The organism is Sporolactobacillus sp. KGMB 08714 (assembly GCF_036598985.1).
Lineage (GTDB): Bacteria > Bacillota > Bacilli > Bacillales > Sporolactobacillaceae > Sporolactobacillus.
Genome location: NZ_JAUUBW010000020.1, coordinates 1 through 23744, shown reverse-complemented (window position 1 = coordinate 23744; position 23744 = coordinate 1). Strand labels below are relative to the sequence as shown.

Sequence of the window (23744 nt, the reverse complement as noted above, 5' to 3'; positions counted from 1 at the left end):
GTTTATCGACCGTTCAACTCAATTTATCGATCATGGCGCCGGATTTATCGGTCGCCGCTGTGAGTTATCGGTCGATATGCACGGTTTATCGATCACGGCACCTGATCTATCAAATTGTTATGGAAGTTTGTTGATCGCGGAAACGTTCTCCGTCTTTCAAGAGATTGCGGTTTTAGGAGAAGTCGATCATCATCTGACAGCACGACAGGAGAATGAGCACCCATATTTGTTTTTTTTTCAGCGCCCGGCGGCCTTTGCCGGCTTTTTTGATTGATAAAACGGGATAGCGCTTCCGACAGCAGCAAAGACTGGCCGAAGAGAATAGAACAGATGTTCTTGATGTGATATAATGAAGTCAGCTTTTTCCTTTAGAGTTTTTGATCTGAGACGGCGGGAGGAGGAAAGATAAATGTCTGTACGCTTTATTCTGGGACGTCCGGGAACCGGAAAAACCGCGTCCTGTATGGAAGAAGTCAGAACGCTGATCCGGGAAAATCCGTCGGGCTCTCCGCTGATTTATCTCGTTCCCGACCACATGACTTTCAATACGGAATATGATTTCGCCAGAACGGATGGCTTCGGGGGTATGACACGATTGAATGTTTTCAGCATTCCCCGCCTTGCGTTCCGCGTCCTCCAGCAATCCGGGGGCATCACCCGCTATCACTTAAATGAGACGGGGATTGCCATGCTGCTGCGGAAAATTGTTGAACAAAACAAAGATCAGCTTCATCTTTTTAAAAAGGCGGCGGAACAGAGCGGTTTCTACCGTCTGCTCGGCGATACGCTGGCCGAATTCAAACGCTATCGTCTGAGACCCGAACAGATCGCCGGACAAGCGGCGGCGCTTGGCGGGGAGAGCGCAGGACATCTGCTCCTGAAAGATAAACTTCACGATTTATCGATTGTTTATCAATCCTTCGAAAGGGCGCTTGCCGGCAAATATATTGACAGCGATGATTATCTGAGGCTGGCGGTTGAGAAAATTGCCGAGACGGATTTTTTGAAGAACGCCGAAATCTGGGTCGACGGTTTCCAGACGATGACCCCCGAGGAACAGCGGGTTGTCGGAGAACTGATGGAAACGTCCAGACGGATGACGGTCATACTTGGTATTGACAGAGCGTACGATCGTCCGCCGGAAGAATTCTCGGTTTACCGCCATCCCGCCCGCCTCTTTCTCCAGCTGAAGGAGTATGCGGAAGAACAAAATCTGGAACTCGAACCCTTAGTGATCAAAACTGAACCGCTGCGTGCGCAGACGCCTGCACTGCAGCATCTGACACGCTGCCTCGATCAGCCGCACATTCGCGAATCGCGCAGTACGGAAGGGCTCGTACTGACCGAGGCCGTCAACCGTCGCGAAGAAGTTGAACAGACGGCCCGGGATATTCTGGGACTCGCCCGCGACCGGGGCTTCCGGTTTCGCGATATGACCGTGCTTGTGCGTAATCTGGAAGACTACCGCAACCTGATTGCAACGGTTTTTGCCGACTACGGTATCCCCGCTTTTATTGATCAGAAAAGGCCGATGCGTCATCATCCGCTCATTGAGCTGATTCGTTCCGCACTCGAGGCGATTCAGCAGAACTGGCGCTATGAACCGGTTTTCCGCTGCGTTAAAACCAATCTTCTGATTCCCCCCGGCAGCAGCCTTCCGGCAATGCGCGAGGCGATGGACGAGCTGGAAAACTATGTCATGGCCTACGGCATTTACGGGGAAAAGAAATGGACGGGCGCCGATCCGTGGAGTTACAGAGTTTATCGCGGGCTGGAAGAAGATCAGCACGAGCAGACCGAAAAAGAGCGGCAGGCCGAAGCACGGATAAATCGTCTGCGCTTTCTTGTTGCGGGACCGATCGCATCATTTGAAGAAAAACTTAAATCCGCATCGACCGTACGGGAAAAGTGTACGGTCCTCTATGATTTTATGATCGGGCTTGCGATACCCGACAAATTGGAAAGAATGGCGCGGGCGGCCGAAAGTTCGGGAAGACTGTCGGATGCGAAAGAGCACGGACAGGTCTGGAAGGCGGTCGCAGACATGCTGGACCAGTGTGTCGAAGGCGCAGGCGAGGAGAATATTTCTCTTGAACTTTTTTCAAAAATTATCGATACCGGCCTCGATGCGCTGGAATTTGCCCTTGTTCCGCCGGCACTCGACCAAGTACTGGTCGGAAGTATGGACAGGATGCGGTCGTCGGAACTGAAAGCTGTTTTTCTATTGGGCGTTAATGAAGGCGTGATTCCGGCAAAACCTTCGGAACAGGGGCTGTTCTCCGACGAGGACCGGGACAGCCTCGAAGCGTCTGGAATGCATGTCGCGGACGGGGAAACGGGCCGGATGGCTGCGGAAAATGAATTAATTTTCCGTGCGCTGTCTCTTCCGAAAGAAAGGCTGTTTTTATCCTTTCCTCTTGCTTCGGAAGACGGCGAATCGCTCAAACCGTCCCCGCTGATCGGCCGGCTGAAACGGCTGTTCCCCGGCCTTTCCGCCAGACTGTCGCCGGCGGAGCCGCGCCTGCTTTCCGCTGAGCAGCAGCTCGGTTTTGTCAATACTCCCCGGAAAACGATCGGCTTTCTGTCCTCGCAGATCCGTGAATGGCAGAACGGATACCGGATCGCCGGTCTTTGGTGGGACGTTTATGACTGGTTTATAGATCAGGAGAAATGGGGAGCCGCGGCGCGACGCATTCTGTCCGCCCTTTTTTCGCAAAACGGCGAACGGCTCGGCCAGGAAACCGCGCGCGCGCTCTATGGAGAAACAATTCAGGCGAGTGTGTCGCGGATGGAACAGTTCAATTCCTGCCCGTTTTCCCAGTTTGCCTCTTACGGGCTGAAACTGCGCGAGAGGGAAGTGTTCCGGCTGGCAGCGCCGGATATCGGCCAGCTTTTTCATATGGCAATCAAACGAATGACCGAACAGATTCAGCAGGCTCGCCGGCAATGGAGCGATCTGTCGCCGGAAGACTGCGACCGGCTTGCCGCGGAAACCGTGTCATTTCTGGCCCCGAAACTGCAGCGCCGCATTCTGGTCCGTTCGAGCCGCAATCACTATATGCAGCACAAACTGACCCAGGTTGTCGCCCGGGTTGCCCGGGTTATGCGCCGCCATGCACAGGCCAGCGGCTTTTCTCCGCTCAGTCTTGAATTGCCCTTCGGCCCCGGCCGGCCGCTTCCGCCGCTGCAATTTTCTCTTCGAAACGGATGCAGGATGGAGATCGTCGGGAGGATTGACCGGGTCGATAAGGCGGAAGATGCGGATCACCGCCTGCTGCTGCGGGTCATCGATTACAAGTCGGGCAGCACGGATTTAAGCCTGACCGATGTTTATTACGGACTGGCGCTGCAAATGCTGACTTATCTTGACGTCGTTCTTACTTATTCGAAGCAATGGCTTGGCGTTCAGGCCGAGCCCGCAGGCGTCCTTTATTTTCATGTACACAATCCCTTCCTGCGTCTTACGGACAAGCTTGCGGCGGACGCGCTGGAGGAGGAGATCTACAAAAGTTTCAGGATGAAGGGGCTGCTTCCGCAGGATGAGGCCGCGCTTCGCCTCACCGACCGTGCGGCGGCGGGCGGCCAGTCCGCAATCGCTCCGTTCGGCATCAAGAAAAACGGAGAATTCTATAAAGGCTCTTCTGTCGCCGGAGCTGAAGAGTTCGATGCTTTGAGACATCACGCCAAAAATATGATGAAGCAGGTTGGAAACAGGATTACGGACGGCGATGTCCGGATCGCTCCTTACAGATTGAGGGAGCGTGTCCCCTGCACCTATTGTCCGTACCGCCCTGTCTGCCAATTCGACCGGTCGCAGCCCGGAAATGCGTTCCGCCAGCTGCAGAGACTGCCCGATGACCAGGTCCTTTTTATGTTAAATAAAGAAAAGAGTGATCCCAATGATCATGAAGCCTGAAAACAGCCGCTGGACAGACCGGCAGTGGCAGGCCATTAATGAATGCGGGCACGATGTTTTAGTGGCGGCGGCGGCCGGATCGGGAAAAACGGCGGTGCTTGTTGAGCGCATTATCCGTAAGATCACCGACCGCAGGCGGCGGGTGAATATTGACGATCTGCTCGTTGTCACGTTTACAAAAGCGGCGGCGGCGGAAATGAGGGAAAGAATCGGACGTGCCTTGGAGAAGGAGCTTGCCGAACATCCTGAAGATCTGTTCCTGCGCAGGCAGCGGACGCTGCTCAGCAAGGCGTCGATCATGACGCTGCATGCTTTCTGTATGTCCGTGGTTAAAAAATATTATTATTTCCTCGATCTTGATCCCGGGTTCCGGCTGCTTGACGAGACGGAAGCCGCCCTGTTAAGAGAAGAAGTGCTGGACGACGTCCTTGAGAAACGGTATGCCTCGGATGATCCCGCGTTTTACAGACTGGCGGATCAATATTCGGGCGACCGAAGCGACGACGCCCTCCGCCGGCTGATTGTCAGATTATACGATTTTTCGCGCAGCAATCCCTGGCCGGATCAATGGCTGGACCGGATGGTGAAAGCCTACCGGCTTGGCAGCGATGTGTCAATTGATGATTTTGAATGGATCGGGGATCTGAAGAAAGCGCTGAATCGATATGTTTTATCCGGCATTGCGGCGCTGGAAGAAGCAAGACATCTCTGTGATGAAACGGGCGGCCCGGCGGTCTATGCGGGAGCACTTGACAAAGATATTGCCGCACTTCGCGCTTTGGCCGCGCAAACCGGCGCAAGCTGGGAAACACTCCGATTTTCCTTTCTGAATATCGTTTTTGGGAAAATGCCTGCCTGCAAAGGCCGGGATGTTGATGCCGGGCTTAGGGACCAGGTAAAAAAAATACGCGACAAAGTGAAGAAAAGAATCGCCGATCTTCAGCAGCAATGGTTTGCCCGATCGCCGCAGGAGAGCATTCAGGACATGAGGGACATGGCTCCGTCCGTCGCGCTTCTGAGGGCGCTCGTCCAGGATTTTTCGGCGTTTTTCAAAAAAGAAAAACGAAGGAGAGGACTGCTGGACTTTTCGGATCTGGAGCATGAATGCCTGGCCGTTCTGCGCCGGGAAGGCTCGTCTCCCGACAATGAGCAGCCTTCCCTTGTTGCGGAACAATATCGCGCCCGCTTTGAAGAAGTTCTGGTGGACGAATATCAGGATACGAACCGGGTTCAGGAGTCGATTATCCAGTTGATCACAAAAGACGGCGGGCAGGGAGGCAATCTGTTCATGGTCGGCGATGTGAAGCAGAGTATTTACGGCTTCCGACTGGCGGAACCCGGACTCTTTACTGAAAAGTACAGGCAGTTTTCAGACCCTGCTGCAGACGGCATAAAAATTGATCTGTCCAGCAATTTTCGCAGCCGTCCGGAAGTGGTTGACGGAACGAACTTTCTGTTCCGGCAGGTGATGGATGAAGCGACGGGCGGAACGGACTATGACGCCAATGCCGAACTGCGCTGCGGAGCAAATTATCCTTCCGGGGAGAGGCCCGTCGATCTTGAACTCATTGACCGTGCGGACCGCGGAGAAAACGACGGAACGGATCAGGACGATCCTGACGCGACCGAGTTGGAGGCGGCGGCAATCGCCGATCGGATCCGGGCAATGATCGGAGACGGTTCCGGACCCGCTTTTCAGGTCTACGACCGTTCCGCTGGGCAAATGCGGGCCGTACGCTATCGCGATATCGCTATCCTGATGCGGTCGGCGAACACATCGGCCGCTGTCATGAAAGATGTGCTCGGGCAATACGGCGTTCCGTCTTATGCCGAGCTGTCGAAGGGGTATTTTGACACGGTTGAAGTGTCCGTGATGCTTTCCGTTCTTCAGATCATCGACAATCCTTATCAGGATATTCCGCTTGCCTCCGTGCTCCGCTCCCCGATCGTCGGTCTGGACGGCGACGCGCTTGCCCGGATCCGCATGGCAGATCGGGCAGGCGCCTATTATACAGCCGTCAAACGCTATATCAGAGAAAACGGCGATTCACTTGCAGATACTCTGGCCGGTTTTCTGAAAAAGCTGTCGGCGTGGAAAAGCAGATCGGTCAGCCGTCCGGTTTCCGAGCTGATCTGGCAAATCTATCGGGACACCGGCTATTACGATTATGTCGGGGGCCTGACGGGAGGAACACAGCGTCAGGCAAACCTCAAGGCCTTTTATGACCGGGCGGAGCAATATGAAAAAACGTCTTTCCGCGGATTATTCCGTTTTCTGAGGTTCATTGCCCGCATGAGGGAGAACGGCGGCGATTTAGGTGAGGCGCGTGCGCTGAGCGAGCAGGAAGATGTGGTCAGAATTATGACCATCCATAAGAGCAAAGGCCTTGAATTTCCCATTGTCTTCGTGGCCGGGCTTAATAAAAAATTCAATTTAAAAGATACGGCGGCTCCGGCGCTGCTGCATAAAACGCTCGGCTTCGGATCGCTCTGGATCGACCCCGATCAACGTCAAAGCGTGCCGACACTGCTTTTCCTCGCGATCAGGGAACGGATGAAAGCGGATGCCGTCGCCGAAGAAATGCGGATCCTCTACGTCGCGGTCACAAGAGCCAGAGAAAAGTTGATTCTTGTCAGCTCTGTCCCCGATGCGAAAAAAAAGGTGCATCAGTGGGCCGCAGCGTTGCACTGCCGCGACTGGCTGCTTCCGGAATACATCCGCGGCGCTGTTTCCTCATTTCTTGATTGGATCGGCCCGTGCGTGATCCGCCACCAATCGGCGGAGGCGCTCCATGAATTGGCGGGCGGAATCCCCGACCGGACGGCTGTTTCCCGCGACCGGTCTTCATGGACAGTCAGTATGATCGCAGGCGTCCGCATGGCCGCCGATCAAGCGGCAGAACGGAGGGAGGACCGCGACCGGCTGGAGCACCTGAGACAGTGGCAGAAAGTGGAGCCGCATTCGGATAAGGATGAGGGAATCGGCCGCCGGCTCGGCTGGACCTATCCGCAGCGCCAGGCAACGATTTATATGGCCAAACAGACGGTCACCGAGATCAGGTCGCAGCAAGAGTATTTCAGCGAAGGCCAGGACGACCGGCTGCTTGCCGATCGGTTCCGGGAAATCGGAGGCGAGCGCCCGCATTTCTTGCAGAAAGGCGATCTGTCGCCCGCAGAACGCGGAACGGCACTGCATATCCTGATGCAGCACTTCGATCTGAAGAGATCGGCCGACGAGCAAGGAATCCGAATACAGGAACTTGAGCTTGTTGAAAAAGAAATATTAACCCCCGAGCAGGCGGATAGTCTGGACGCCGCCGCGGTCGCACGGTTTTTTCTGTCTCCGATCGGCAGCAAAATGAAAAATGCGGATCAGGTGATACGGGAATGTCCTTTCAGTCTGGTCCTTGATGCGGATCAGGTTTATCCGTCCTGGGAGCCGGACCAGAAAGGAGAAGAACAGGTGCTGGTCCAGGGCGTCATTGATTGTATTATTGAAGAAGAGGGAGAATTGACACTTCTTGATTATAAAACCGACCGTTTATCCCCTCGCTTTCCTGAAGAAAAACTGGCGAGAGAAGAACTGAAAAGGCGCTATCATGTACAACTGGATCTTTACCGCCGGGCGATCGAAAAAATCTGGAGGCGGCCGGTTGCACGGGTGGGACTTTATGCTTTTGACGGCGGATATTTTGTCGATCTATCGGGGGAACGGGGGGAGAGTGTATGAGACTGCTGCACACAGCTGACTGGCATCTCGGCCGCATGCTTGAAGGCCGCTCGCGTGAAGACGAACAGGAAGCAGTCATGGATGAAATCTGCCGGATTGCGGACGAGGAACAGATTGATGCCGTTCTGATGGCCGGAGACGTGTTCGATACGGTGAACCCGCCGGCCGTTTCCGAAGCGCTTTTCTATGAAACTGCGGAACGGCTGGCAAAAGGCGGAGAAAGGCCGCTCATTGTGATTGCCGGCAATCATGACAGCCCCGACCGGCTGGAAGCTTCACGCCCGCTCGCCGGCAAGAGGGGGATTAAGATTATCGGCCGCCCCGTTGCCGCCCCGCTTTCCATACCGATTGCCCGGACCGGCGAACGGCTGGTGGTCGGAGCGATTCCCTATCCCTCCGAGTCGAGGCTGAATGAATGCCTGAGCGAAATGAACGAGGAAAAAGCCATTCAGCAGGCCTATAACGATCGGCTGGCCGTGCTGTTTCATGAACATGCGCGTTCTTTTTCCAAGAATACGGTCAATGTGCTGATGACGCATGTTTTTGCGGCGGGCGGACGGGAATCCGATTCCGAACGGCCGGTACAGGTCGGCGGCGCTTATACGGTTGACCCCGCCTCATTTCCCGGTGCGGCCCAGTATGTAGCACTGGGGCATCTGCACCGGCCGCAGACGATGGAAAAATCACCCGTATTGACGCGTTACGCCGGGTCGCCGCTCGCCTACAGCTTCTCCGAATCGGATCAGCCCAAATCGGTGACCGTGCTCGATGCGGAGCCGGGGAAGGCGGTGTCTGTCGAAACCGTCCGGCTGACATCCGGCCGGCCGCTCATCCGCTGGCGTGCGGAAAACGGGCTTGACGAGGTTCTGCGCTGGCTCGGGGAAGGGCGTGACGAAGGAGCCTGGATTGATCTTGAAATCCGTCTGGATGAAGCATTGGACATGCATCAGATTCAGGCACTGCGCAGGAGAAACGGCCATTTTGTCGGCATCCGGCCGATTTACGGCAGCCTTCCCGAGGAGGACGGCGGCATCCGCCGGTCGAATCTGCCGATCGATCAGCTGTTCATTCGTTTTTATAAAGATCATACGGACGGAGCCGAACCGGGTCCGGAGCTGGTTCAGCTTTTTCTGAAGATGATTGAAGAAGATGAGGCGGAGAAGGAAGCCGCAGCGGGGAGCGATGATCATGAAACCGGTTGAACTGACGATTCAAGGGTTAAACAGTTTCCGCGACGTTCAGCACGTCGATTTCGAATCTTTGTGCGCGGACGGCATCTTCGGCATTTTCGGTCCGACCGGGAGCGGAAAATCGACGATTCTGGACGCCGTCACCCTGGCGTTGTACGGCACTGTGGAGCGCGCCGCCAACAATACGCAGGGCATACTCAACCAATTGGAAGATCAGCTTTCTGTCGGTTTCACGTTTGAACTGGCCGGGCAGAAAAAAGTACGCTACCGTGCCGAGAGGAGCTATAAACGGAAAAAAGACGGCGGAATGAGGGCGGGCAGCTGCCGGCTGATGAGACTGGGCGAGAGAACGGAGGTTCTGGCCGATAAAGAACGCGACCTCACGGCGAAGGTTCAGGAGATTCTCGGACTGACGCATGATGATTTTACCCGTGCCGTGGTACTGCCTCAGGGCAAATTTTCGGAATTTCTGTCACTGAAAGGAAACGAGAGACGGCAGATGCTGCAGCGGCTTTTCCATCTGGAAAAGTACGGGGACGAACTGACGGCAAGGCTGAAAAGACATGCCGATGCGGCGAAACAGCGGCTGACTCTGATTTCGGAGAAAGAAACCGTGCTTGGCGATGCCTCGAAAGAAGCGGTGGAAAAGCTGCGCGAGCGATTGCACCAAGTGAGCGGAGAGCTTGCCGGGAAAAAGGCCGTACTTGAAAAACAGCGGTTTGAGCGGGATGAAATGAAGCAAATATGGGATTATCAGGAAGAAAAAAAGGCAAAAGCAGCAGCCCTGCAGCTCCGTCTTGATGAGCAGCCCGCCGTTGAGAAAAAAAGACGGCTGCTCGAACGGAACAACGCCGCGGAAAAGATACTGCCCTATCTTGAGGCGCTGACAGCTGCGGAAAAAGAATATCAGGAAGCTGATGAAGTATCCGTTCAGGCAGAAAAATGTTTTGCGGCTTCCGAATCGGACGAGCAGTCAAAGAGAAAGGTCTACGAAAAAGCAAAGAAAGATGAGGAAGAGCGCGGTCCGCTTCTTTCCGGGCAAAAGCAGCAGCTTGTCCAGGGACTTGAGATCAAGCGGCGGCTGACTCGGGTCCGGAGTGAAATAAGCGCCGATGCGGCTGCGCTGGCAAAGCTTGAACAGGACATAAACGGCTGCCGGCAATCGACCGGCAGAGAGCAGCAGCATAAAGAGGAACTTTCAAATAAACTGGAACAGCTGGAGCAGTCTCTTCAAAAGCTAGAAATATCAGGCGAGCGCCGAACTGCCGTTCATAAAGCCCTGGATGAAAAAAACGCGATCGAGCAGATCGATTCCTATTTGAAGGAAAAAAGAAAAGAATGGGCGGAGAATCAGAAGGTTTGGCTGGAATGCAGCAACGAGCGCGAGCGGCTCGGCGGAAACAGGAAGCTGCTCAATGAAAAGGGCGGACAGCTGTTTAAACGCTATCAGACCGTCTATAATCGGGCTACCGTGATCGGAGGGCAGATCAGGCTGGCCCGCACCTATCTGAAAACAAAGAGAGAAGAGACGGAAAAGGAACGGGAGGCGGCGATCAGACATCGGCTGTCACTGGATCTGGCTGCAGGGCTGAGGGACGGAGAGCCGTGCCCGGTCTGCGGAGCGGTGCACCATCCGCATCCGGCGGCGGCCGGAAAGTATCCGGATGAGGGATCCATCACTCGGTTGATTCGTTTCTATCAGAAAGCCGACGAATCTTTAGGCCTGCAGCAGCAGGAGACCGGGATATGCCTTAATCGGCTGGAGCAGCAATCTGCGGCATTTAAAACGCTGTCTCCCGAAGCTTTGCACACAGGATCCTCTGACGGGGCTGAGGCAGGTGCCGATTTTATCGACTGGGAAAAGACCGGGTTGAAACCGGTCCTGAAAGAAACGGAGCTGGCGGTCAGGGAAATGAAGCAAGATGTGCTGGACGTCGGCGAAACGCTTGACCGTTTGTCCAATGAAGCACGGCAGGCGGAGACGGCGCGCCTTTCCCTGGAAGCACAGCTTAACTTTTATGAAAAAGAAAAGAAAAAGATACAAGATGCGGCGCTGGTGCGCAAAAAGGAAATGGAAGAGCGGCTAAACCGCTGGCCTGATCAATTCCCGCCGATAGATCGAATTCAGGATGTGTACAGAAAAATGCTGGATTCGGACAGTAAGGTCGGAAAGATCCGGACGGAGATGACTCAGGCAAGGCAGGAGCGCGGCGTGATTGAACAGAAACTGACCGCGAATGAGGATAAAATTCACCGGCTTGAAGCGAAGTGGAATGAAATAAAGGGAAGAATGGATGGATCCGAAAAATCCTCTGCCCGCGATGCAGCTGCTTTAAAGGCCCTCAATCTGGCGGAGGACGACCCGATCGAAGATAAATTATCCCGACTGAACCGGCTGCTCGAACAAATGAAAGAAAATCGTGAGAACAGCTACCGGGAATGGCAGCAGTCTCTCACTGTCCGCATTGAGGCGGATAAACAGTTTAACAATGCTTCGGATAGAAAAGAAAGAGCGGGAAGGTCCCAGCGGTCTGCTGAAGAAAGGTGGAACGAACGGATCGCGCATTCGAGTTTTGAAAAAAGAGAAGACGTGCTGGCCGCCCATCTCCCCGAAGAGACGCGGATCGCGTTTAACGGAGAGATTGCCGCATTTGAAAAAGAGAAAGCAAGACTTGTTTCAGACCTGCAGTCGCTTTCAGAAAAGCTGAAAGGCAGATCGGCGGACAGAGGGAAACTGGCTGAAGCGGAGGAGAGCTGCAGCCGTCTGACAAAGGAAGTCGAGACGCTGAGCGAACAGTACGGAGCGGATGCCAGGGGGCTGGAAGACCTGGAAAAAAGACACAGCCTCTTTAAACAGCTTGAATCGGAACGCAGACGGACGCAGAAAGAGGCCGATCAATTTGAAAAATTGCAGCGTGTCTTTCGCGGCAATGCATTCGTCGAATTCGTGGCAGAAGAGCAGCTGCAGCAGGTCTGCCTGGCTGCTTCAAAACGGCTGGCCGATCTGACGCGCGGCCGCTATGCACTTGAGGTTGATGAATCGGGAGGATTCCGCATCCGGGATGACGGTAATGGCGGCATCCGGCGGCCGGTCTCCTCGCTTTCGGGAGGCGAGACGTTTCTGACATCGCTCGCTCTTGCCTTATCGCTGTCGGAACAGATTCAGCTGCGCGGCAATGTGCCCCTGCAATTCTTCTTCCTCGACGAAGGCTTCGGAACGCTCGACCCTGATCTTCTGGATACAGTCGTAACGGCGCTCGAAAAACTGCACATGCGGCGGTTATCGATCGGCGTAATCAGCCACGTACCCGAAATGAGGGAACGGCTGCCGAGAAGGCTGATTGTCGAACCGGCACAGCCTTCGGGACGCGGAAGCCGTGTCAGAATGGAGGTTCTGTGACAGAAAGCCCGGTAAATCCAGGTTCTTCCGCATGAATCCATGCGGCGGTCCCTTTTGCCGGATTTTTTTATGTGAGAATTCTTTCTTTAAGCTCGGATATGAATATCTGAAAAAGGCAGGCCCCTCTCTTGCTTACGGCATAGGAGCAATCATGATCAAGCGATGCCATAATCGCGTAAGACGGACTGGAACTTCTTGCTTACAGCATAGGAGCGATCATTCGATCACATCGGGCGATCCGTGTTTCTTTCAGAGTGATCGGCACCGGACAGACGATATCGGAGTTTTGAAACGGTTATTGTTAAGAAGCGATCTTTGCTGGAGAATCTGGAGAAGACGATACGCTGAGGAGTTTCGTCTTTTTTGTTTGCTTTCAGCAATAGCCGCTGTATATTTCCAGAGCCAAGCCTCCTCTCTGAAACGAGGATCGTTGCGCCTAAATAGGATATGTCGACCGAAAAGAAAGCCGCGACCGATAACCGGTGCATGTCGACCGAAAAGAGAGCCGCCGCGACCGATAACCGGTGCATGTCGACCGAAAAGAGAGCCGCCGCGACCGATACCCCGTGCATGTCGACCGAAAAAAAGGCTGCTGCGACCGATACCCCGTGCGTCGACCGAAAAAAGAGCCGTTCCGACCGATAACTGGTGCATGTCGACCGAAAAGAGAGCCGCCGCGACCGATAACTCGTGCATGTCGACCGAAAAGAGAGCCACCGCGACCGATAACCGGTGCATGTCGACCGAAAAGAGAGCCGTTCCGACCGATAACCGGTGCATGTCGACCGAAAAGAGAGCCGCCGCGACCGATCCCCCGTGCATCCCGACCGAAAAAAAGGCTGCTGCGACCGATACCCCGTGCGTCGACCGAAAAGAGAGCCGTTCCGACCGATAACTGGTGCATGTCGACCGAAAAAGAGAGCCACGACCGATCCCCCGTGCACACCACCGAAAAGAGAGCCGCTGCGACCGATAACCGGTGCACGCCGACCGAAAAAGAGAGCCGCCGCGACCGATACCCCGTGCACACCGACCGAAAAAAAGGCTGCTGCGACCGATCCCCCGTGCATCCCGACCGATAAATCTCCTGGAACAGGATCATTTTGCATTTCGGCTTGCCCTCGGTCTGGTTCGACGTGGTTTCACGGTGTTTCGGCTCGACTGCTCAACTTCGGCTCGACTTTCTGACGATTTGGCGCGACTTTTTCATGATTGAGTGCGGCTCTCCTTGTTCGGATCGACTTTCGGGCATTTCGGTGCGCTCTAGGTCCCCGATTGGCGCGGCTTCGAAATTCAGCGTTGATTCATTTTTCAGAGAAGCCTGTCGGGGCCCGCATCGCAGTTATTCGTCTTCCAGAGGAGCAGATAACGCATTCATGCTTCGTTTCGGCTAGACGAGGTGGGAGATACTTAGTTTTATAAATTTTTACTCTTTGTTTGTCTTTTATTTACATATTTATGGTATGATTAGTTATACAAATTATACTAAACATACAAAGAGGAGTAAAAGATGGCAAATCCGAAGGGCAAGTATATTTGGACGGCAAAAGTTGGAGAAAAAGGACAGATTGTGATTCCAAAAGAAGCTCGCGATATTTTCCAGATTAAACCTGGAGATACGCTGCTTTTATTGGGCGATGAGGCGCGAGGCATTGCGATTGTAAAAAATGACGACTACATGAATTTTGCAAGGGCGATATTTGATGCACAGAAGCGAGGGGAGGATGATAGAAAATGATCGCTATCCAAACGATCAATTTGACTAAAAAATATAAAGGAAAAAAGGCGGTTGATCGGCTCAATCTGTCGATCGGGCAGGGCGAACTGTTTTCCCTGCTCGGCGTGAACGGCGCAGGGAAAACAACGACGATCAAAATGCTTTCCTGCCTTTGCAGGCCGACGGACGGCGACGCTGTGCTGCTCGGCAACAGCATCCTCACGAATCCGGCTGCGATCAAGCAGAAAATAAATATTTCACCGCAGGAAACAGCGGTCGCGCCGAATTTAACCGTGAAAGAAAATCTGGAGACGATCGCGGGACTTTACGGAAGCGGCGGAAAGAGAGCGGCGGAAACGGCGAAGAAAATGATTGAATATTTCGGACTTTCCGAGATTGCGAAGAGCAAAGCAAAAACTTTATCGGGCGGCTGGCAGAGGAGGCTCAGTATTGCCATGGCACTCATTTCAAATCCGCAGATTCTTTTCCTCGACGAGCCGACGCTCGGACTGGATGTTCTTGCCAGGCGCAGTCTCTGGAGCATCATCGAAAAAATGAAAGGCAAGGTTACCGTTATTCTGACGACCCATTATCTTGAAGAGGCGGAGGCACTTTCCGACAGAATCGCCATCATGGCAAAGGGCCGGTTAAAAGCAGTCGGAAGGGCAAAGGAGCTGATGTCGAAGACAAAAAAGGAAAACTTTGAAGATGCGTTTATTGCACTGGCATCGGAAAACGAGGTTTCATGATGAAAATGCTGGCCTTTACTTCGCGCAATCGTAAAGAAATTCTCAGAGACCCGTTAAATCTGGCTTTCGGCATCGGTTTTCCGCTGGTCCTGCTCGTTCTGTTGTCCGCCATCCAGGCTAACGTTCCGGTCGATTTGTTTAAAATTGAAAAGCTGGCTCCGGGTATCGCCGTTTTTGGGCTTTCCTTTATTTCACTCTTTTCCGGAATGTTGATCGCCAAGGATCGAAGCACCTCATTTCTGATCAGGCTGTTCGCTTCGCCGCTTTCCGCATCCGATTTTATACTCGGTTATACCATACCGCTTTTACCCATGGCGATCGTGCAAATCATCATCTGTTTTATTGCTTCCCTTTTCCTTGGATTGTCCGCAACTCTTAATCTATTGCTTGCACTCATTGTACTTATTCCTGCCGCCGTCTTTTTTATCGCGGTCGGACTGCTGGCCGGAAGCCTGCTTACGGACAAACAGGTCGGCGGCGTCTGCGGCGCATTGCTGACCAATCTGGTCGCGTGGCTGAGTGGAACATGGTTTGACCTGAATCTGGTCGGCGGCACATTCAAAACCGTTGCGGATCTATTGCCGTTTGTCCACGCGGTAGAAGCTGCACGGTCGGCAGTTGCCGGAAACTACGCGTCGATTTTTCCCGACCTCTGGTGGGTTATTGCTTACGCAGCGGCTTTTCTTTCTCTCGCAATAGTTGTTTTTAATAAAAAGATGCACAGCGACACGCAATAAAATAAATGTGCTCAATGATCGCGTTTTTGGCTGTATTGTGCCAGCCGATAACGCGATTTTCACGCATCCGCCTGCAGAATGTTTTTTGAAAAATCTGAGCTGTTTGATTCGCAATCTTCTATTTGCTTATGGTAGCGTTTAAGAGTTACGTTAACCCGGTATGGATTTACAATCTTTTACAATTTATTTACAGTCGCTTTACTGAGAATCTTTATCCTATAAATATCCGTGATTTTAACGGATCGCTTTATAAACTACGCCGAAAGTCTTACAGGCCGGTACACCTGCAGATTGTTCCGCAACCATACGGCCTGAGGCTAGTATAGAAACAGAAAGGGGGAGTAACGGAAGAAAGGATCGATTACATAATACAGGGTCCTGAAAAATGTATGCAGATTGAATCAAAAAATTTAGTGGAGTGGATTCAGTGAAAAAAATAATTTCTTTTTCAATGCACAACAAACTGGCCGTCTGGCTGCTCACACTGATGGTGATTATCGGCGGAATCTATGCCGGCATGAATATGAAAATGGAGACGATGCCGAATTTCAATATTCCGGTCGTCAGCGTCTCGACGATCTACTCGGGAGCGACGCCTGACGAAGTCGACAGCAGCATTACCCAGCCGATTGAGCAGAAGCTTCAAACGCTTCCGGGCGTCCAGAATGTCAGCTCCACATCGGCGACAGGCATGTCCTCCATTACTGTCGAATATGACTACAACCAGGATATGAATCAGGCCGTCAATGATATTAAAGGAGTTGTCGATCAGCTCTCGCTGCCCGCTCAGGCACAGAAACCCGATGTCATGAAAATCAGCATGAACGCGATGCCGGTATACAGCCTGAGCATTACCGGGAAAGGGCAGTCGCTGGGCCAGCTGACCGATAAAGTGCAAAATGATCTGCTCCCCGCTGTTGAGAGCGTGAGCGGCGTTTCCTCCGTCACACTTTCCGGACAGCAGACTGAAGACGTTCAGATCTCTTTCAATGCGGCCCAGTTGAAAAAATACGGACTCAATCAAAGTACGGTCGTCAGCCTGATTCAGGGGGACAACCTGTCAACACCGCTCGGGCTGTATACGATCGGCAAAAGCCAGAAATCGGTCGTTGTCAGCGGCAATATTCAGTCGGTGAATGATTTGAAAAATATTAGGATCCCGGTCGTTTCCCAGGGTGCAGCCTCTTCTCAGGGGATGACGGGAAGTTCCGGGCAGACCGGTACGGGAGCCGCTGCAGGATCTGCAGCGATGCAGGGAACCGGGACCCAGTCGGGAGCAGCGGGCTCACAGAGCGGCAGCCGTTCACTTGCTGCAGCCGCGGGACAAGGTGCGGCGGTTCAAATGAGCCAGCTGCCGACCGTCCGCCTTTCGGACGTAGCCGATGTCACCTACGAGCAGAAAGCGGAATCCATCTCGCGGACGAACGGAAAACAGTCAATCGGTTTGTCGGTCGTCAAAGGACAGGATGCAAATACGGTGGATGTCGTCAACGGCGTCAAGGCGCAGATCGCCAAGTTTGAAAAGAATAATTCCGGCGTTCAGGCCGTCTCTATGTATGATCAGGGGCAGCCGATCCAGCAATCGGTCAGCACAATGCTTGAGAAAGCGATTTTCGGTGCCATCTTTGCGATGCTTGTCATTCTGCTCTTTCTGAGAAATATAAGGACAACCTTGATTTCCGTTGTCTCGATTCCCCTTTCGCTGCTCATCGCTCTGCTTGTGCTCAAGCAGCTGAACGTGACACTTAATGTCATGACACTCGGAGCGATGACGATTGCCATCGGGCGTGTCGTCGATGATTCCATTGTCGTGATTGAAAATATTTATCGACGAATGTCGCTGTCGACAGAAAAACTGAGAGGCAGGGAACTGATCAGAGAAGCGGCATACGAAATGTTCATCCCGATTATGTCGTCGACAATCGTGACCATTGCCGTTTTCCTGCCGATGGCCATGGTCAGCGGGGTGATCGGGCAGATCTTTCTGCCTTTTGCCCTGACTATCGTTTTTTCCCTGCTTGCTTCGCTGCTTGTCGCGATCACCGTGGTGCCGATGCTGTCGGACAGTATGTTTCACAAAGGCCTGAAAAAGAAGACGCACAGCGAAGACAATCCGGGCAGGCTGGCATCCTTTTACCGCCGGCTCCTGAACGGTGCGCTCAATCATAAAATCATCGTCTTTGGTTCGGCGATTGTCATTTTTGTTGCCAGCCTGTTTCTCATTCCGCATATCGGTTCCAGCTTCCTGCCGAACGATACACAGAAACAGATGATCATCACTTATAATCCCGATCCGGGCCAGACCGCTGCCGATACGGAAAAAGTGGCCCGTCAGGCCGAAAAATATTTGCAGTCCGACAAGAACATGACAAAAATGCAGTACTCGATCGGCGGTTCCAGTTCGACTGCCATGTTCCAGTCTTCGGCTAATCAGGCCCTCTTCTTTGTCTCTTACAAAGACAGCACACCTGATTTTACAAAGCTTCAGGACAAAACAATCAAGAACCTGAAAAAGGTCTCGAACCGGGGAGACTGGCAGCTGCAGGACTTCGGTTCCGGCAGTTCCAGTTCGAACACACTGACCCTGTATGTGTACGGAAACTCGATGAGCGATCTTCGCCCCGTAGTCAATCATCTGGTCGATCTTGTTGCCGGAGACGGCAATTTTTCTCAGGCCGGATCGAGCCTTTCCAAATCCTATGATCAATACACGATTGCCGCGGACCAGGGAAAACTGGGACAGTACGGCGTTTCCGCGGGCCAGATTGCCCAGGCGCTGATGCAGTCGAGCAGCATGTCGAATAATCAGTCGCTGACAACGATCAAACGGCCGTCCGGCAGCGACCTGAATGTTTATCTGAAAACCGACAGCGATTCCGGCATCGGCAACATCGGCGATCTGACCCGTCAGACAGTTGCATCCGCCACCGGCAGCCAAGTGAAGATAAGCGATATTGCCGGGGTTCAGAAAGGATCGTCGCCGCAGTCGATCACAAAACGCAACGGCAAATTTTATGCCCAGGTTACGGCGAACGTCACGGCGAAGAATGTATCGGGGGTAACGGCGGATCTGAAAAAGAAGATTGATAAAATAAAGCTTCCGAGCGGGACGAGTGTTTCATTCTCCGGTGTCACACAACAAATGAGTGATTCGTTCAGCCAGCTCGGTATGGCGATGCTCGCGGCGATCGTCATCGTTTATTTTGTCCTTGTCGTGACCTTTGGCGGCGGCCTGGCGCCGCTTGCCATCCTGTTTTCACTTCCGTTTGCCATTATCGGCAGCCTGGTTGCCCTGCTGATCAGCGGTGACACGATCAATGTGTCGGCGATGATCGGCGCGCTGATGCTGATCGGCATCGTCATCACAAATGCGGTCGTGCTGATCCATCGGGTCATCCATAAAGAAAAAGAAGGGCTTGGAACGAGGGAGGCCCTTCTCGAGGCTGCCGGAACGAGAATCCGGCCGATTCTGATGACGGCGATCGCGACGATCTGCGCACTTCTCCCGCTGGCATTCGGCATGGAAGGCAGCGGCGGCCTGATTTCGAAAGACCTGGCTGTCACGGTCATCGGCGGGATAACCAGTTCGACGATTCTGACGCTGGTCATCGTCCCGATTGTCTATGAAACCTTGATGAAATTGCGCGGCGGGAGGAAAAGCAGAAGAGAGGAAAGCGCCGAATAGTCGAGGATAAACCGAAGCCGTTTGAAAGGCCCCGGTCTGCCGAAAGATCCATTTTTATAAAATTAAAAAGGAGCGTCTCATCGGTCGATCTTTCGACTCTGAGACGCTCCTTGCCGTTTTTATGATGACGCTCCGCTTTGATCGGAAATTTTGCGCTGCAGCCGCTGATTAGATCCTTTCAGCTTCTGATCCAGCTTTTCAAGGGCAGCCTGAACGGCGGTCCGGTCCTTATTCTGTACGGCGGATTTCAGCTCTCTGAAAACGCCGTGCCTTCCGGCCTGTTTTCCGTGGAGCGCGGCCAGTTCTTTTTGAGCCTGCTTTTTGGAAATTTTTCCTTCTTCAAACCGTTTCTGAATGCTCTCGATCTTCTGCTTATCTGCCTGATCGAAGCTTTTTCTCTTCTTTTGGCATTCATTTTTTTGTTTCTGATAGGCGGGCGTTTTTTTCCATTCATTTAATAGCTGTTCGTGGACGGCCAGATCTTTCTTCAGCCTCGTCTTCAGATCGGGGGAAGCGTACTCGTCAATGACCTGATTCAGCCATTTTTGCCGATCCGATTTAAGGTGGGCAGCGTTGCCGTGCGGCACCGGCGGCGGATATTCGGCCGCGTGGGCTGCCGAAGGGATCAAAATGGAGGCGGCCAGGCACGGTGCAATGAAAAATAAAGAGAGACGTTTCATTCAAAGACCTCCTGCTTGCATTCTGAATTTGTGAAACAGCATCACTCTATTTACAGCTTTGACGGAAACGCGATAAAATATCCCTTTAAGGGAAGTATTCCTTATTGAAGCAGCCCGGAATTTCGTTTGAGCATTTTCCGGCAATGTGGTAATTTTGTAAGTGATAAAAATGGAAATTTAATTGTTTTTAAATACCGATTGTGGAAAACGGACGATGACTGATCAATCTGATTTTCGTCAAAAATAATTCGAAAAGGTAATCGAGAAGGGAGGTTGGCATGGCTGTCTATCATGAAATCAAGGTGCTCGCTATTGTTACGATCGGTGCGTTTCTCAACGCCGCTTCGCTGAACCTGTTTTTGATTCCGGCTAAAGTCCTCTCGGGAGGCGTAACGGGTATTGCCCAGTTGATTTCCGCGCTGCTTCAGCCGACAGCGGTCCATATCAGTACCGGGCTTTTGCTTCTGCTGCTGAATATTCCAGTTGCCTGGGTCGGGTGGATTAAGGTTGGGCATCGCTTTACACTGTACAGTATAGTCAGCGTTGCGCTGACGACTTTTTTCATGGCTCTGATTCCGCTGTATCCGCTGACCGGCGATATTTTGCTGAATGCGGTCTTCGGGGGCGTGGTTCAGGCAACCGGTGTCGGCCTGACACTCAAATTCGGCGCTTCAACCGGCGGAATGGATATCATCGCGATGATTCTGTCGCGTGCGAAGGACCGTCCGATCGGAGTGTATATGTTTGCGCTCAACGCGTTGATTATTCTGTCGGCGGGATTCTTTTTCGGCTGGCGCAGAGCACTCTATACCCTCCTCCAGTTATATGTGAGCAGCCGGGTGGTCGACGCGATCCATACGAGATATGTCAAGCTGACCGCATGGATTGTGACAAATAAAGGCAAAGAAGTACAGAAGGCGATTTATTCCGCGCTTGAGCGCGGCATCACACGCATTCCGGCGAAAGGGGGCTTCACTAATCAGGATAAAGAAGTCCTGATGATTGTGATCACGCGTTATGAGCTTTATGATTTGAAGCGTGTCGTCCGCTTTGCCGATCCGCTTGCTTTTACCAATGTCGTTGAAACGACGGCGGTATTCGGCCTGTTCAGGAAAGATAAATAGACGGGGCTGCTTTTAGAAAATCTGCGAAGGCGCGGGCCGCTTAGGAGACCGCCGGGATGGATTGCTATGATTCACCGCACCGGAAGAATTGAAAACATGACTGTCTTTAACAGAAAAAGAAGTCAATTTAATTGCTCCGGAATGCAGTGTGCCGGATAATGAAAGGGGATTCATGATTTTATAAGCTATTTTCAGGGGAGGACTATAAATTGTCAGACAATGATTTTAACATGTTGAACTACATTGACGGTGAATGGGCCGGCAGGGATCTGTCGAAAATTGAGGTAACGAATCCGGCGACCGGCGAAGTGATCGGCACGGTTCCTTCTGCCGGCAGGGAAGAAGCAGAGCGGGCCATCGATGCGGCAAGCGCGGCTTTTCCCGGATGGTCGCACCTGACGGCAAGCAGCCGAGGCGATCTGCTGATGAAGGTGTACAATCTCATCATTGAGCACAAAGAAGAGCTGGCGCGGCTGATGACGATTGAAAACGGAAAGCCGCTCAGAGAATCAAGAGGAGAGGCTGTCTATGCCGCATCATTTCTGAAGTGGTTCGCGGAAGAAGGAAGGCGTGTCTATGGCCGGACTGTTCCCGGTGCGGCTGCGAATCAGCGGATTAAAGTGATCAAGCAGCCGGTCGGCGTCGTTGCGGCGATTACTCCCTGGAACTTTCCGGCGGCTATGATCACGCGCAAGATGGCTCCTGCGCTGGCAGCGGGCTGTACTTTTATTGTCAGGCCGCCGCGCCAGACACCGCTGACAGCCCTGAAAATAGCGGAATACTGCGAGCAGGCAGGCATCCCGAAGGGCGTATTCAATGTCATCTGCGGCGCGCCCGGCCCGATCACCGAGGCGTTCATGGCCCGCCATGAAGTGCGCAAAATCACCTTTACCGGTTCAACGGAGGTCGGGCGCCGTCTGTTGAAGGCATCGGCCGAGCAGATTAAGAAAGTCTCCATGGAACTGGGCGGGCACGCACCGCTGATTGTCTGTGACGATGCCGATCTGGATGTCGCCGTTGCACAGGCGATCGCGAGCAAGTTTCGCAACAGCGGCCAGACATGTGTATGTGCCAACAGGATTTTTGTCCAGTCGGCAGTTTATGACGCCTTTGCAGAGAAATATGTCGCTGCCGTCCGGTCGACGCTGAAAGTCGGCAACGGTTTGAATGAAGACGTCAATTTTGGTCCGCTGATTGACGGCAAGGCCTATGAAAAAGTAACGGGACAGGTAAAGGATGCACTGGAAAAAGGTGCCGAACTGCTGACCGGCGGCAGGGGAACTGCGGAGCACGGCGCCTATTTCTATCAGCCGACCGTTCTGAAAAATGCGAATCAGGACATGGAGATCATGCATACAGAAACATTCGGTCCGGTTGCCCCGATCCAGAAGTTCGAAACGATCGACGAGGCGATCAGACTGGCCAATGACACGCCTTACGGACTTGCCGCCTATTTCTTTACGAAAGATGTTGGACGGGGCACCCGGCTTTCCGAGGAACTGGAATACGGCATCGTCGGCTGGAACGACGGCCTGCCGTCGACAGCCGAGGCGCCGTTCGGCGGCGTCAAACAAAGCGGGCTTGGCCGCGAGGGCGGATCCGAGGGTATTGAAGAGTATCTGGAGCATAAATATATTTCGCTGAGAATTTGAGGCGGAACCGTTCCGGATTGACAGAAGAGCCGCCCGGAAACCGGAGAGGGATCGCCCGGCAAACAATCTTTTCGCTGAAAAATTCGGATCAAATAGACGGGAAATCGGCAGTTTCACAGCCGGTTTCCCGTTTTTGATCTCGGCGCACCGTTAATTTTTCTTTGTCAGCGCCTGTTTTAATTTTTCATTGTTGTAATAGCGCATGACATGGTCGACGTAGTAGGGGTCCCCGTAGCTTCCCCAGCCCAGCTCCTTTGCTTTCCGCTCGGAAAATTTCACGGCAAGCGCACCAGTGAATCTGCCGCCGTGCTGCCTGACATAGTCGGTAAATCCGATCCCGAAGTTGTAACTCTGCAGGGCCAGGCGGACATTGCCTCCGGATCGTTCCATCACTTTTTTAAAATAGCTTGTTCCCGCTTTGATGCTTGCCTCCGGACTGTTAATCGTGTTTCTCGGAAGGCCCAGGCTTTCCGAGGCCTGCATGATGTCGGGCGATTTTCCTTTTGATTCCTGCATCGCCAAAGCCATCAACAAGTCTGTGTACTGTCCGATTCCGTTTGCTTCAGCATATTTCTGAAAAAGCGGCCGGTAGCTTTCAATCGTGGGGCTGATAACCCGGTTATCATTCAAGAAAGGAACGTGATCGGCCTGGGGACTGTATATACTGGAAATAATAAAAAGCAGCAAATAAGAAACGCCGATCACGGAAAGCAGGGAGAACAGCAGGATTATAAATTTTTTCATGCCAACATCCCTCTGCGCAAAAGTGAAGATTCTTGCTTATTACATTATAGCATTCATCGGCCGGTCGCTTTTTCAGTCCGTTATGACTATTAAACTTTGTTGACAAAAAGTTCCTGACCGGTCCCGGGCGGACTGCCGTTCTGCCATCGGCCGATTTTTCCGATTTTCCGGGCATCATCAGCAGAGTCCCCGCTCGTTTAACAAAATAAAGAACATCTCTTCGGCTCATTGTCATACTGTGCCGCCAATGAATGATTCGCCGCTTCCCGAGGCTGTCTGTCTCTTGAAAAACGGATAGCATTTCGTTTCCATGATGATAAACTTCAGCCACGACCGATAAATGGAGAGTGTATGATAGTTTGTGTAAATGGAGAATCAGCTTATAAGCTGATTCTTTGAGACCATAAAAAAGGAAGGATA

The 23744-nt window shown here is 52.8% G+C and carries 13 protein-coding genes; 10 read left to right on the top strand and 3 right to left on the bottom strand.

Annotated features, from left to right (window positions below; genetic code table 11):
• Positions 1-409: 409 nt before the first annotated feature.
• Genes addB through Q6A92_RS10110 form a run of 4 tightly spaced genes read left to right on the top strand, consistent with a single transcriptional unit; the run spans position 410 to position 12236 of the window.
• Positions 410-3916, top strand: coding sequence for a helicase-exonuclease AddAB subunit AddB (addB, locus tag Q6A92_RS10125; protein WP_332238042.1), 3507 nt, complete (start codon positions 410-412; stop codon positions 3914-3916).
• Complete coding sequence (gene addA, locus Q6A92_RS10120; RefSeq protein WP_332238041.1) at positions 3900-7646, top strand: helicase-exonuclease AddAB subunit AddA; 3747 nt, start codon at positions 3900-3902, stop codon at positions 7644-7646. Before addB ends, addA begins: the two co-directional genes overlap by 17 nt.
• Positions 7643-8848 carry an exonuclease SbcCD subunit D gene (locus Q6A92_RS10115; protein WP_332238039.1) on the top strand — a complete coding sequence of 402 codons (1206 nt, stop codon included), beginning with the start codon at positions 7643-7645 and terminating at the stop codon, positions 8846-8848. Before addA ends, Q6A92_RS10115 begins: the two co-directional genes overlap by 4 nt.
• Positions 8835-12236: an SMC family ATPase gene (locus Q6A92_RS10110; RefSeq protein ID WP_332238038.1), complete on the top strand. Its 3402-nt coding sequence runs from the start codon at positions 8835-8837 to the stop codon at positions 12234-12236. The genes Q6A92_RS10115 and Q6A92_RS10110 overlap by 14 nt, the downstream gene beginning before the upstream one ends.
• A 224-nt stretch (positions 12237-12460) precedes the next feature.
• On the opposite strand, the gene Q6A92_RS10105 is transcribed toward Q6A92_RS10110, so the two are convergent.
• On the bottom strand, positions 12461-13345 hold the full coding sequence (locus tag Q6A92_RS10105) for a hypothetical protein (protein ID WP_332238037.1): 885 nt from the start codon (positions 13343-13345) through the stop codon (positions 12461-12463).
• Positions 13346-13746: 401 nt separating this feature from the next.
• On the opposite strand from Q6A92_RS10105, the gene Q6A92_RS10100 reads away from it, so the two are divergent.
• From Q6A92_RS10100 to Q6A92_RS10085, 4 genes are all read left to right on the top strand, one after another.
• Entirely contained in the window at positions 13747-13974 is a 228-nt protein-coding gene (locus Q6A92_RS10100; protein WP_274397664.1) for an AbrB/MazE/SpoVT family DNA-binding domain-containing protein, read from the top strand.
• Positions 13971-14702, top strand: coding sequence for an ABC transporter ATP-binding protein (locus Q6A92_RS10095; RefSeq protein WP_443029717.1), 732 nt, complete (start codon positions 13971-13973; stop codon positions 14700-14702). The genes Q6A92_RS10100 and Q6A92_RS10095 overlap by 4 nt, the downstream gene beginning before the upstream one ends.
• Positions 14702-15439, top strand: coding sequence for an ABC transporter permease (locus Q6A92_RS10090; protein WP_332238035.1), 738 nt, complete (start codon positions 14702-14704; stop codon positions 15437-15439). Before Q6A92_RS10095 ends, Q6A92_RS10090 begins: the two co-directional genes overlap by 1 nt.
• 427 nt (positions 15440-15866) lie before the next feature.
• Entirely contained in the window at positions 15867-19124 is a 3258-nt protein-coding gene (locus tag Q6A92_RS10085) for an efflux RND transporter permease subunit (protein ID WP_274397661.1), read from the top strand.
• 119 nt (positions 19125-19243) lie between these two features.
• On the opposite strand, the gene Q6A92_RS10080 is transcribed toward Q6A92_RS10085, so the two are convergent.
• The gene (locus tag Q6A92_RS10080; protein WP_332238034.1) at positions 19244-19804 is read right to left on the bottom strand and encodes a hypothetical protein; all 561 of its coding nucleotides are present in this window, start codon (positions 19802-19804) and stop codon (positions 19244-19246) included.
• 278 nt (positions 19805-20082) lie between these two features.
• Between Q6A92_RS10080 and Q6A92_RS10075 the strand changes: the two genes are divergently transcribed.
• Together Q6A92_RS10075 and Q6A92_RS10070 are read left to right on the top strand one after the other, a co-directional pair.
• On the top strand, positions 20083-20928 hold the full coding sequence (locus Q6A92_RS10075) for a YitT family protein (protein ID WP_274397659.1): 846 nt from the start codon (positions 20083-20085) through the stop codon (positions 20926-20928).
• 230 nt (positions 20929-21158) lie between these two features.
• Positions 21159-22580 carry an NAD-dependent succinate-semialdehyde dehydrogenase gene (locus Q6A92_RS10070; RefSeq protein ID WP_274397882.1) on the top strand — a complete coding sequence of 474 codons (1422 nt, stop codon included), beginning with the start codon at positions 21159-21161 and terminating at the stop codon, positions 22578-22580.
• Positions 22581-22730: 150 nt separating this feature from the next.
• On the opposite strand, the gene Q6A92_RS10065 is transcribed toward Q6A92_RS10070, so the two are convergent.
• A complete protein-coding gene (locus Q6A92_RS10065; RefSeq protein WP_332238032.1) occupies positions 22731-23324 on the bottom strand; it encodes a lysozyme family protein in 594 nt (197 codons plus the stop codon).
• Positions 23325-23744 lie beyond the last annotated feature (420 nt).